This window comes from Jeongeupia wiesaeckerbachi, assembly GCF_050916355.1.
GTDB lineage: Bacteria > Pseudomonadota > Gammaproteobacteria > Burkholderiales > Chitinibacteraceae > Jeongeupia > Jeongeupia wiesaeckerbachi.
Window position 1 is genome coordinate 1,487,488 of the sequence record NZ_CP136946.1, and the last position, 12,301, is coordinate 1,499,788.

Consider the following 12,301-nt stretch of genomic DNA (forward strand, 5'->3'; position numbering starts at 1 on the left):
GCAGTTTTACAGCCCGGCGGGGTGTAAAAAATGACGCTGGCCTGTGTGCCGCGGCGGCCGACAAGCAGGGCCGGCCGGCCGGGCGTGCGGACCGCGTGTCCTTCAGCGCCTAGACGCGCGGCAGCCGATCACCGAAGTTGACCAGCGCCACGCCGACGACGACCAGCAGCGCGCCGCACAGCCGCCAGCCGCCAACCTCGCGCAGCGGCATGCCGAGCAGGCCGAAACGGTCGAACAGCAGCGAGGCGCAGACCTGGCCGGCGATGATCAGCGAGATCATCGCGGCGACGCCGATGCGCGGCGCGATCAGCGTCGAGCCGAAAACGAAGAAGGCACCCAGTATGCCGCCGCCGAGTTGCCAGGCACTGGCGTTCGACAGATTGGCGAGGCCGGCCCAGCGCTGGCCACTGAGCAAGGCGGCAATCGCCAGCGTCAGCGTGCCGACGCCGAAGGACACCAGCGCCGCCAGCACCGCGCTGCCGCCGATCAAGAGCCTGACGTGGTTGTTGACGGCGGCCTGCAGCGGAATGACAAGCCCGATTGCTGTCGCCAGCAGGAAATACACCAGTTGCATGATGACCCTCCTTTCCCATACTTTAATGTGCACGCCGCAATGCGGGCGCCAATGATGTTTATCCGCTCAGTATGGTTTGGGCCATTTCGATCAGGAGGGCAACAATGTCGGGAAAATATGAACTCAAACTGGCCAAGGACGGCCAGCACATGTTCAATCTCAAGGCCGCCAACGGCCAGGTGATTCTGACCAGCGAGCTGTACCGGTCCAAGGCTGCGGCCGAGAACGGTATCGAATCGGTCAGGACCAACTCGCCGCTGGAAGAGCGCTACGAGCGCCGCGAGAACAAGAACGGCGAGCCGTACTTCATCCTCAAGGCCGCCAACCACCAGGAAATCGGCCGCAGCGAGTACTACAGCAGCAAGGCGGCGCTGGAGAACGGCATCGAGTCGGTGAAGAAGAACGGCCCGGATTCGCCGGTCGTCGAAGCCTGATCGGGACGTCCGCCCCAGTAAAAAGCGCCGCATTGCGGCGCTTTTGTTTTACGGCTGGGCGTCTGCCGCGATTGCGGTATCGACGGCATCCGGCGGCGGACAGGGATCGCGGAAGCTGAACGCATGCGGCGTCGGTCCGTGACGCTGCAGCCGGCCCAGGCGCTCGGCGGCCTCGGCCGGCGTCGGCCGGTGGCCGTGCGGCACCCACCACAACACCATATGCGCCTCGGTCGGCTTGGCGAACCAGTCGCGCCGGCGGCGGAAGATCTGGGCGTGGTCGCTGCGGTAGGTGTAGTCGTGCAGCGCGTCGACGCTGTCCCACACCGACATATTGACGAGGACGTCGTCGCCGAAAGGCCGGAGCGCCGTCGCGTCGCCGGCTTCATCCTGCAGCCGCCAGACGAATCCCGGCGCGGCTTCGGCCAGCGCGTTGATCCGGTCGAGTTCGCTGACGAAACCGGCGAGCTGCGGCGAATCGAGCGGTGCCAGCAGCGTGGCGATATTGAGTTGGGCAAGCTGGTACGTCGGCACTGCGCCTCCTGTTTCGTTACGAGTCAGACTTGCGAAATTGCGGTGAAATACTAACCGCCGCTGCGGGCCGCCTGCAATGTCGCGATATCGATCTTGGTCATCGTCATCAGCGCCTGCATGGCCCGGCCGGCCGCGGCCTGATCGTCGCCACCGAGCAGCGTGGCGATGTCCTGCGGCACGACCTGCCAGGTGACGCCGAAGCGGTCGGTGAGCCAGCCGCATTGCTGGACCAGGCCGCCCGCGCCGAGCGCATCCCAGTAGCGGTCGATGTCGGCCTGATCCTTGCAGTGGACGACGAAGGAGGTCGCCGGCGAGAAGGCGTACTGCGGGCCGCCGTTGAGCGCGGTGAAAGGCTGGCCGTCGAGCTCGAAACCGACCGTCAGCGCCGTGCCCGCCGGAAACGGCATACCGTCGCCGTAGCGCAGGGTGTCGGTGATGCGCGAGTTCGGGAACACCGATACATAGAACGTGGCCGCCACCTCGGCATTGCCGTTGAACCACAGGAAGGGGGTGATGGTGTGCATCGTGCGTCTCCTGTTCGGGACCGCGCCTGGCGCGCGTTACCCGGCTTAGCGCATAAACAACGGCTTACCCGCGCGTGCCGACCGGTGGCCGGAATGGCGCGGCAAGCACCTTCGAGGTGTCGGTTACCGGCATTGAAATGCATTCGTCACCGTTGTGTCGTCGGCCTGTCATTTGCGCTTGGTCGAATACGTGCTTTCACCAATATCTGCGTTTAACGGCCCTTGCCGAAAAGCAGAAATCAATGGAGTGAGTCCGTGCACTACAAACATCTTGCCCTGGCGCTGAGCCTTGCCGTTCCCGCTGCCTTTGCCGCAACCTCGCGCCCGTCCTTCGTCACCACCGAGATCTACAACTACAACCATCCGTACGCGGCGCAGGCCAGCAACGAACTGGCGACCAAGATGAGCAAGATGAACGGCAGCGCGTTCTACTTCTATCGCGGCACCAATCACCTGTTCTTCAAGGACACGACGACGCTGCCGGCCTCAAGCTACACCAACGGCAATACCGCCTTCACCTGGCTCGGCGGCGATACCCATCTGGCCAATGTCGGCGCGCAGCGCGACAGCGGCGGCAAGTCGGTGTTCAGCGTCAACGATTTCGACGAGGGCTATCTGGGCCAGTACGTCTGGGATCTACGGCGGATGGCGACCAGCATCGTGCTGGTCGGGCGCGAGAACGGCATCTCGGACAGCAGTATCACCACGGCGATCAATACCTTTGTCGGCGCTTACGTCGACAAGCTGGCGGCCTTCAATGGCAACGACGACGAGAAGACCTTCCAGCTGGCCAGCGGCGGTACCAGCGGCTATGTGAAGACCAATATCGACGACGCCAACGGCAATACCCGCGCCGACCTGCTGGCCAAGTACACCAGCGTCTCGGGCAGCACGCGCAAGTTCCAGAACAAATCCGACCTGGTCACGGTGAACAGCGGCACGTACAGCATGATCGCCGGGGCGATGAGTGCCTATATCGCGTCGATTTCGCCGGCCAAGCAGTACGCGGCCAGCTACTACACGGTGAAGGACATCCATCAGAAGCTCGGCTCGGGCACCGGCAGCCTCGGCCGGCTGCGTTACTACATCCTGATCGAAGGCCCGAGCACCTCGACCAGCGACGACGTGATCCTCGAAGTGAAACAGGAAGCGAGCAGCGCCGTCGCCACGGTGCTGCCGGGCCAGTTGCCGTCGTCGGCGTACGCCGGCAACGAGGGCAACCGCGTCGCGCGCACCGCCAAGGCGCAGGTGCTCAACGCCGACGTGCTGGTCGGAGCGACGACGATCAACGGCCAGCCTTACTTCATCCGCGAGAAGTCGCCGTTCCAGGAGGACTTCGACACCACGCAGCTGTCGTCGAGCAGCAAGCTGAACACGGCGATGACGTATGTCGGCCAGGCGCTGGCGAGCGCGCATGCGCTGGCCGACAAGGACTACGACAATACCGTCGTCCCGTACGGCATCGACGCCGAAATCAGCAGCGCCGTGACCAGCAAGAGCGGCCTGCAGGCCGAGATCGCCGCGTTCGCGTTCAGCTACGCCGATCAGGTCGCGCTGGACTGGGCGTCGTTCAAGTCGGCGTACAGCGCCGGTACGCCGCTGTATTGATGGGGCCCCGCCGGCCGTGCGCGGCCGGCACACCAAAAGGGCGGTGCCACGGCGCCGCCCTTTTGGGTATCGCACGCTGCCCCGTGGCGTCGTCCAGTGTCACATTCGCCGTTTACGCTGCGTTTTTCCGCTGCAATACGTGCCGATGCTGTCGATTCTGCTTTCCTCGTTCTTTGAAGTGGCGCGCCAGGGTAGCGTCACCATTGCCGCCAAGCGGCTGAATGTCAGCCAGCCGACGGTGACCAGCCGGATCCGCCAGCTGGAAGAAGCCTACGGCGTGGCGCTGTTCCACCGGCGCGGCAGCCGGCTGGACCTGACCGAAACCGGTGCCAGCCTGTTGCCGATGACCGAAGGGCTGATGCGTCACCTCGGCGATGTGGATTTCGCGCTGCGCAATGCCGGCGATCTGCGCGTCGGCCATTTGCGCGTCGGCGTCACCGGGCCGCACTACATCCTGGCGAGCATCGATGCCTTCGGCCGGGCGAATCCGCAGCTGCGCATCACGCTCGACGTCGGCAACTCGCAGCAGATCATCGACATGCTGGTCGATCACCGGCTCGATGCTGCCGTGTCGTCGCACGCGATCGACGATGCGCGCCTGACCCGCGTGCTGCTGGCGCGTGATCCGCTACTGCTGCTGGTGCACCGCAACCACCCGCTGGCGCGCAGCAACGCGGTCACGCTCGATGCGCTGCACACGGTGCGCTTGCTGCTGCGCGAGGAAGGCTCGATGACGCGCAAGGCGACCGAGGCGGCGCTGGCCGCGGCCGGCATCGTGCCGGCGCCGGCGATGGTGATCGGCAGCCGCGAGGCGATCATCGCGGCGATCCACCGGGAAATGGGCTGCAGCCTGCTGCCGCGCTCGGAGCTGCCGCAACATCCCGAGCTGCGGGCGATCCCGTTTGCCAGCCATGCACCGCAGTTGTCCGAGTACCTGTACCACCTGAAGGAGCGTGCCGACTCCCGGCTGCTGCAGGCCTTCCTCAAGCATGTGAGCCCCGCCGCCGACTGAGCCCAAGCTTTGCCAATACCGGCATCAGCCCGTTTTGGGCGATGGCAATGAGGCTGACGTGCTGCCTCCCTAAGCTGGGCGCAAGCGGAGTCATTCGATTCCATCACTTGCGAACCGGCCTGCGGGCGCATTGAGGGACCAGCACATGTTGTGGAAGAAACGGATTCGGGCGGGGGGCGCGCTGGCGCTGATTGTCGCGCTGGCGGCATGCGGCGGTGGCGACGACAGCCAGAACGCCGGTGCACCGGAACTCGGCGCCCGACCGACGCCGACGCCCGCGCCGACGGTGACGGCGAGGAAAGTGTTGCTGGTCGAGCTCGACGGGCTGAGCTATCCGAAGCTGAAAGAAGGCATCGCGCAGGGGCAACTGCCCAATCTGGCCAGGCTCAAGGCGCGGCCGGCCTACAGCGGTGGCGTGATCGGCACGCAAACGCAGCAGCCGACCCTCGATGCCCCGGGCTGGAGCACCGTACTGAGCGGCACCTGGGCCAACCGCCATCAGGTTCGTTCGGACGCGCCGGGGCAGGCGATGCAGGCCGACAGCGTCTTCAAGCTGCTCAAGGACAGCCGCAGCGCGAAGACGGCCGGCGTGGTCGGGTCGTCGGCGCTGGCGCAGCTGCTGGCACGCGAGCAGAACGCCGGCCGGCTGGACAGCCTGACCGACTGTGCCAATGTCGATAGCTGCGTCGCCGATGGCGCCAGCGCCAGGATCCAGAGCGGCTACGACCTGGTTTACGCGCAATTCCACTCGGCTGCCGACGTGGCCGCCACCAGCGGCTTCCATCAAGGTTATCGCAACGTCCTCGCCAGCCTGGACGCGGCGCTGGGGCGTTTGCAAACGGCGACGGCACAGCGTGCGGCGGCCAATCCGGGCGAGGACTGGCTGATCATCGTCACCGCCGCGCACGGGCTGGCCAAGACCGGCAGCAGCGACGGCTTGCCGGTGCTCGACAACGCGCTGACCTTTATCGCGCTCGACCGTGACGGCAATGCGCTGCTCGGCAGCGATGACGCGGTGCCGGACAGTTTCGACGCGCTCTATACGCATGCCAGCCTCGCCGACATCACCCCGACGGTGCTGGCGTTTGCCGGCAAGCAGCCAGCCATTGCCGGCCACGCGATCGACGGTGCGCCGCTGATCGGCGATCCGGCGGTGGCGCAGTTGCGCAGCAAGGCCGGTAGCGAGCATGCCAGCGTGCAACTGAGCTGGCGCGGCTTCACCGATGCCAGTCGCAGCACCGAGATCTGGCGTGACGGCCGGAAGCTGCAGACGCTGGCGGGCGACGCGACGACCTTCACCGACAGCAGCATCGCGCCGGCGGCGTCGGGGCTGTACCGCTTCAACTACACGGTGGTGGCGAACGGGATTCCCGTTTCCATCATCGCCCAGCTCGATTACGTCAAGCCGGTGGTGCTCGAAGCGTCGCTGACCAATGGGCTGCTGTACTTCTACGGTTTCGACGGCAATACGGTGAGCGACGCCAGAGGCGGCTCCAGCCTGAACGCCTGGCCCGCCGGCGTCGACGGCGGCACGCCGGTTGCCGACGGCTTTGGCGGCAAGGCGCTGCAGGTCGACGGCGCGGTGACCGACGCCAACGGCTTCGCCGGCTACAAGCTGGTACAGAACGGCGCCGATGTCGCCGGCCTGCCGCAGTTCACCATCGGTTTCTGGCTGCGCACCGATTGCGTCATGGGCACCGGCAACGGCGCGTCGATTCTGGCCAACAAGAACTACGACAGCGGCGCCAACGCCGGCATCGCGCTGGGGATGTTCTCGGGTTGCGAGGTGCGATTCAACCTCGGCAGCGGCGGCGTGCGCGATGAAATCGGCGGCTCGCGCTTCAGCGCGAACCAGTGGGCGTATCTGGCGCTGAGCGTCGATGCCGCCAACAGGAAGATGAGTGCCTATCTGTTCGACCCGGTGCTCGGCGAGCAGAAGACCGAGAACAAGGCCATCAGCAATACCGACGTCAGCAAGCTCAAGGGTCTTGGCGTGTTTGGCCTGAACGAGGACGGCACCGGCCAGTACTACAAGCGCAACTGCGGCAGCACGAGCTGTGCCACGCCGCGCGGCAAGATGGCGTTCAACGACCTTGCGGTCTGGTCGCGCACGCTGACGCTGACCGAGTTGCGCTCGATCTATGCCTCGAACCGCTCTCTGACCACGCTCAACCCCTAAGGACCCACGCCGATGAAACCGACGAATTCCCTGACGAAAACGGCCGGACTGGTGGCCACCACGCTGCTGAGCCTGTCGCTGGCTGCCTGCGGTGGCGACGACGGCGACAGCGGTGCGACGACGCCGGCGCCGTCACCCGCACCGACGGCGGTGCCGATTCCGACTCCGACGCCGGTGACGCCGGATGCATCGCAGCCGCAGAAGCACTGCGCTCCCTGACCTTGCCGGGCAGGCTTCCGGCCTGCCCGCCCGCCACCCTTCAAAGCAGATCATGACGACACTCAATCGACGCCATTTCCTTCAGGCCGCCGCCATCGGTTCGACCATGGCGGTGTTTCCGCCGGCCATTCGCCGGGCGCTGGCGATTCCGGCCAACAACGTCACCGGTACGATCAACGACGTGCAGCACGTGGTGATCCTGACGCAGGAAAACCGCTCGTTCGACAACTACTTCGGCACCCTGCCGGGCGTGCGCGGCTTCGGCGACCGCTTCAGCATTCCGATGGCCGGCGGCAAATCGGTCTGGGCGCAAAGCAACGGCACGCGCGTGGTGATGCCTTATCACCTCGACAGCAGCAAGGGCAATGCGCAGCGCGTCAGTGGCACGCCGCATTCCTGGGGCGACGCGCACATGGCGTGGGACGACGGCCGCATGAGCCAGTGGCCGCGCTACAAGACCAATGCGTCGATGGGGTATTACAAGGAGGCCGAACTCGGCTTCCAGTTCGCGCTCGCCAACGCCTTCACGCTGTGCGATGCCTACCATTGCAGCGTGCATGCCGGCACCAATCCCAACCGGCTCTTCCTGTGGACCGGTACCAACGGCCCGACCGGCGCCGGCGTGGCCGCGGTGGTGAACGAGTGGGACGGTCTCGGGCCATCGAGCGTCGGTTATACCTGGACGACGTACCCGGAGCGGCTGCAGCAGGCCGGCGTCAGCTGGAAGGTGTACCAGAACCTGCCGGAAAACTTTGGCGACAATCCGCTGGCCGGCTTCACGCAGTACCGCAAGGCCAACGAGGCCGTCGGCAATACCCCGGCCGGCAGCCCGTACATTCCGTACGCGCCGGGGCACGACGCGATCGATCCGCTCTACAAGGGCGTCGGCAACACCATGCCCGACGGCGGCTTCCTCGACAGCCTGCGCAGCGACGTCGCCGCCGGCAGCCTGCCGCAAGTGTCGTGGATCGTCGCGCCGGCCACCTATTCCGAACACCCGGGCCCGTCCTGCCCGATCCAGGGCGCCTGGTATATCCAGCAGGTGCTCGAGGCGCTGACGGCGAATCCGGAGGTGTGGAGCCGCACGGTGTTGCTGGTGAATTTCGACGAGAACGACGGTTTCTTCGATCACGTGCCGTCGCCATCGGCACCGTCGCTGAACCCGGACGGCAGCAGCGCCGGGTTGTCGACGGTCGATGATGCCTTCGAGCGCTACACCCATCCGGTGGCACCGGGCACGACATCGCAACCGGCACCGGACAAGCGCGTGTACGGCCCCGGGCCGCGGGTGCCGATGTACGTGATTTCACCGTGGAGCCGCGGCGGCTGGGTGAATTCGCAGGTGTTCGATCACACCTCGGTGATCCGCTTCCTCGAGCAGCGTTTTGGCGTGTTCGAACCGAACATCTCCGCCTGGCGCCGTGCCGTGTGCGGCGATCTGACCTCGGCGTTCAACTTCGTCAATCCGAACTCGGACAAACTGCCGGCGATGCCGGCGCTGACGCGTACCCAGGCGGATACGATCCGCGCGCAGCAGCAGGCGCTGGCACAGGTGCCGCTGCCGGGTGAGTCACAGCAGCAACGCCCGGTGCAGCTGCCTGGGGTCCGGCCATCACGCGCACTGCCGTACGAGTTGCATGCCAGCGCGCGGGCCGATGTGGCGGCGGGGGGCGTGCGGCTGATCTTCAGCAATAGCGGCACCGCCGGTGCGGTCTTCCACGTGTATGACCGGCTGCATCTGGATCGCATCCCGCGCCGTTACACGGTGGAAGCGGGCAAACAGCTCGACGATCTGTGGGCGACGCAAGGCGATGGCGGCAAATACGATCTGTGGGTGCTCGGGCCGAACGGTTTTCATCGCGCTTTCGCGGGCGATATCGGCGCGATTGCCGCCAGCGGCGCGAATCCGGAAATCCGCGTCTGTTACGAGGTGGTCGACAACGCGGTCTACCTGACCATGCTGAACACTGGCGCGGCCGCGTGCACGTTCACGATCAAACCCAATGCCTACCGCCAGGACGGCCCGTGGGTGTACGAGGTGCCGGCCGGGATGCAGATCGAACAGCACTGGCAGCTGGCGTGGACGGGCGGGTGGTACGACTTCAGCGTCAGCATCGGCGGTGGTTTCGACCGCCGCTTTGCCGGCCGGGTTGAAACCGGCAAGCACAGCAACAGCGATCCGGCCATGGGCCTGCCGGCCTGAGCGGATGCGCGGAAGGCCGCCCGGCGTGCCGGCCGGGCGGGACTGTCAGTGCTGACGCACGGTGGCGGCGTCCTGGCCGAACAGCACCTTCTTCTCGTCGTCGCTCATCGGCTTCGGCGGATTGATCTGCTCGGCCCTGGCGTAGGCGCGCTGCACCGCCGGGCGGGCAGCGATCGCATCGAACCAGCGCTTCAGGTTCGGGAAATCGGCCAGATCCTGGCCCTGGTTCCGGTACGGCACCACCCACGGGTAGGCGGCGATGTCGGCGATGCTGTACTCGTCGCCGGCCAGATACGCGGCTTCGCCCAGACGCTTGTCCATCACCGCGTACAGCCGCGCGGTTTCCTTCACGTAGCGTTCGATCGCGTACGGCAGTTTCTCGGGTGCGTACTGGCTGAAGTGGTGATTCTGTCCGGCCATCGGACCGAGGCCGCCCATCTGCCAGAACAGCCATTGCAGCGCGGCATTGCGGCCGCGCAGATCCTGCGGAATCAGCTGGCCGGTCTTGTCGGCCAGATACAGCAGGATCGCCCCCGATTCGAACAGCGGCACCGGCGCGCCGCCATCGGCCGGCTGCTGGTCGACGATGGCCGGAATGCGGTTGTTCGGGGCGATCTTCAGAAAGGCCGGGTCGAACTGCTCGCCCTTGCCGATGTTGACCGGGTGGATGGTGTAATCAAGGCCGGTTTCCTCGAGGAAAATCGAAACCTTGTGGCCGTTCGGCGTGGTCCAGTAATAGAGGTCGATTATGGCGCGCTCCTGCCGCCCCGGCGGCGCGGGACGGACTGCTACACTGTTGGGGGATCTAACCGGGACTAGATGATGCCGTTCACGCTCGATAACAAGCTCGTCGTGGCGATTTCCTCGCGCGCGTTGTTCGATTTCGAAGAAGAAAACCGGGTGTTCGAGGCCGGCGAAGCCGATGCCTATATGGCCTTGCAGCTGCAGCTGCAGCGGCTCGACGCCTCGGCCAGTGCCGGCGTGGCGCTGCCGCTGATGAAAAAGCTGCTGGCGTTCAATGAGCGTGGCGAGCACCGGGTCGAGGTGGTGATCCTGTCGCGCAACGATCCGGTCAGCGGCCTGCGCGTGTTCCATTCGGCCGGCGCGCACGGGCTCAAGCTCGAGCGCGGCGTGTTCACCCAGGGGCGCGAGCCTTACCGCTATCTCGGCCCGCTCAAGGCCAATCTCTTTCTGTCGGCCAATGCCGCCGACGTGCGCGCGGCGCTCGATGCCGGTTTTCCGGCCGCACACGTTTATCCCGAATCGGTGCGCGCGGCCGAGCGCCCCCACGAGATCCGCATCGCCTTCGATGGCGACGCGGTGTTGTTCTCCGATGAGGCAGAGCGCATCTATCAGGGCGCCGGCCTGCCGGCCTTTCACGCGCACGAGCTGGCGCATTCGCGCGAGCCACTGGCGGCGGGGCCGTTCAAATCGTTTCTGGAAGCCTTGCACCGGCTGCAGGCGGCCAATGCGACGATGAAGATCCGCACCGCGCTGGTCACCGCCCGCAGCGCACCGGCGCACGAACGCGCCATCCGCACGCTGATGGACTGGAACATCCAGGTCGACGAGGCGATGTTTCTCGGCGGGCTGGAGAAAGGCCCCTTCCTTGCCGCATTCGAGCCGGATTTCTTCTTCGACGATCAGGCCGGCCATTGCCGCTCGGCTGCTATGGCCGGGCCGACCGGGCAGGTGATTTCCGGCGTTGCCAATCCGGCGTAAACACCGCGCCGGCAGAGAGTGGCGCCGCTACCTGTCGGCGGCGCGGGCGTGGAATCGGCGCGGCTTGTGGGACAATCGCGTTTTACGCTTTCGATCCCGCCGCGCATGACCGCCTCAGAACACACCATCCGCAATCTCGTCGTCCACCAGCTGATCAAGGCGCCGCAAGGGCCGGCGTCGATCGCGCTGCGCCGCGGCGAGGTGCAGCAATCCGACGCGGCGCAGCGCCTCGTCGATCATCTGGTCGATCGCTACAGCGAACGCGCCGGCAAGGGTTACGGGCGCTTCGAGAGCGACGAAGACAATTTCCCTATGCCGCGTTTCATCCGCCAGCATGTAGTCGATCAGGCGATCGACTTCGCCACGCTGTCGCAACTGATGATGCAGCACCTGCAGGTGCGCGCCGAGCAGGAGCCGCTGGCGGCCGGCGGCTATGTGCTGATTGCCCGGGTTGAACACACCGGCATTGATTACCTGTTCGTCGCGCTGGTGTCCGAGGTGATCGGCACGGCGATCAGCGATGATCTGGATATCGTCGAAAGCCCGCATCTTGATCTGGCCAGTCTGCGTGTCGCCGGTCGGATCGATCTGTCGGCGTGGCAGCGCGGTACCGAGCGCTGCATCAGCTTCCTCAAGGGCCGTGGCGATGTCGCCAACTACTTCAAGCTTTTCCTCGGCTGCAACGACGTGGTGATCGCGCTGAAGGAAACCCAGAAACTGGTGCAGGGGCTGACCGAGTTCGCGCAGCAGCAGGCGATGCCGACCGAGACCCGCGATGCGCTGTTCGAGCGCGCCCATGGTTATCTGGAAGAGCGCGGTGAAGAGGGCGAGCCGGTGAGCCTCGATACGCTGGTCGAACGCGCCTGGCCCGATTCGCCGGGTCTGCTGCGTGAAGCGCTGAACGAAGAAGACAAGGCGGTCGCCAGCGGCTTCGTCCCCGATCGCCGCGCGATCCGGCCGCTGACGCACTTCAAGGCCGCGGCCGACCACTGGAAAATCGAGTTCGACCGCAACAGCTTGCGCAGCGGCCAGGTGATTTACGACCGCGACAACGGCACGCTGATCCTGACCGAGATTCCGGAGGGCTTGCGGCGGGCTTTGTTGGGAGATAGGGATTGAGTTGCAGCGAGGGGTGGATTGCGGTTTGCGGCGTTATGGTTAGACGGTAGGTAAGCGCCTGCGGCGCGAGTAACGGCATTTTCATGCGCGTTCCGCCGCGCGGACGGGATACTTTCTTTGCTTCGCCAAAGAAAGTATCCAAGGAAAGGCGCCCCCGCATCCGCGCCCCTGCGGGG

At 65.7% G+C, this 12,301-nt stretch carries 12 protein-coding genes; 8 read left to right on the forward strand and 4 right to left on the reverse strand.

Annotated elements, in window-relative coordinates:
• Window positions 1-109: 109 nt before the first annotated feature.
• Window positions 110-574, reverse strand: coding sequence for a DMT family transporter (locus tag R0382_RS07300; protein ID WP_432723571.1), 465 nt, complete (start codon window positions 572-574; stop codon window positions 110-112).
• 104 nt (window positions 575-678) lie between these two features.
• On the opposite strand from R0382_RS07300, the gene R0382_RS07305 reads away from it, so the two are divergent.
• A complete protein-coding gene (locus R0382_RS07305) occupies window positions 679-1,008 on the forward strand; it encodes a YegP family protein (protein WP_432723572.1) in 330 nt (109 codons plus the stop codon).
• Between the two features lie 48 nt (window positions 1,009-1,056).
• Here R0382_RS07305 and R0382_RS07310 read toward each other — a convergent pair whose 3' ends face one another.
• Entirely contained in the window at window positions 1,057-1,539 is a 483-nt protein-coding gene (locus R0382_RS07310) for a DUF3291 domain-containing protein (RefSeq protein WP_432723573.1), read from the reverse strand.
• 50 nt (window positions 1,540-1,589) lie between these two features.
• Window positions 1,590-2,063 (reverse strand): VOC family protein, encoded by a 474-nt coding sequence (locus R0382_RS07315; RefSeq protein WP_432723574.1) that lies wholly within the window; start codon window positions 2,061-2,063, stop codon window positions 1,590-1,592.
• Between the two features lie 255 nt (window positions 2,064-2,318).
• Here R0382_RS07315 and R0382_RS07320 point away from each other — a divergent pair, with 255 nt between their 5' ends.
• From R0382_RS07320 to R0382_RS07340, 5 genes are all read left to right on the forward strand, one after another.
• On the forward strand, window positions 2,319-3,671 hold the full coding sequence (locus tag R0382_RS07320; protein ID WP_432723575.1) for a DUF2252 domain-containing protein: 1,353 nt from the start codon (window positions 2,319-2,321) through the stop codon (window positions 3,669-3,671).
• A 145-nt stretch (window positions 3,672-3,816) separates the two neighbouring features.
• Window positions 3,817-4,683 carry a LysR substrate-binding domain-containing protein gene (locus R0382_RS07325; protein ID WP_432723576.1) on the forward strand — a complete coding sequence of 289 codons (867 nt, stop codon included), beginning with the start codon at window positions 3,817-3,819 and terminating at the stop codon, window positions 4,681-4,683.
• 145 nt (window positions 4,684-4,828) lie between these two features.
• Window positions 4,829-6,862, forward strand: coding sequence for a hypothetical protein (locus R0382_RS07330; RefSeq protein WP_432723577.1), 2,034 nt, complete (start codon window positions 4,829-4,831; stop codon window positions 6,860-6,862).
• 12 nt (window positions 6,863-6,874) lie between these two features.
• Window positions 6,875-7,081, forward strand: a complete 207-nt coding sequence (locus tag R0382_RS07335) for a hypothetical protein (protein ID WP_432723578.1) — start codon at window positions 6,875-6,877, stop codon at window positions 7,079-7,081.
• Between the two features lie 52 nt (window positions 7,082-7,133).
• Window positions 7,134-9,284, forward strand: coding sequence for a phosphocholine-specific phospholipase C (locus R0382_RS07340; RefSeq protein ID WP_432723579.1), 2,151 nt, complete (start codon window positions 7,134-7,136; stop codon window positions 9,282-9,284).
• Window positions 9,285-9,329: 45 nt separating this feature from the next.
• Here the strand turns inward: R0382_RS07340 and R0382_RS07345 are convergent, their stop codons facing one another.
• Complete coding sequence (locus R0382_RS07345; protein ID WP_432724135.1) at window positions 9,330-10,226, reverse strand: glutathione binding-like protein; 897 nt, start codon at window positions 10,224-10,226, stop codon at window positions 9,330-9,332.
• Here R0382_RS07345 and R0382_RS07350 point away from each other — a divergent pair.
• Window positions 10,107-11,006, forward strand: a complete 900-nt coding sequence (locus R0382_RS07350; RefSeq protein ID WP_432723580.1) for a 5'-nucleotidase — start codon at window positions 10,107-10,109, stop codon at window positions 11,004-11,006. The two genes, R0382_RS07345 and R0382_RS07350, sit on opposite strands and share 120 nt — an antisense overlap.
• A 105-nt stretch (window positions 11,007-11,111) precedes the next feature.
• Complete coding sequence (locus R0382_RS07355) at window positions 11,112-12,125, forward strand: nucleoid-associated protein (protein ID WP_432723581.1); 1,014 nt, start codon at window positions 11,112-11,114, stop codon at window positions 12,123-12,125.
• Window positions 12,126-12,301: the final 176 nt, after the last annotated feature.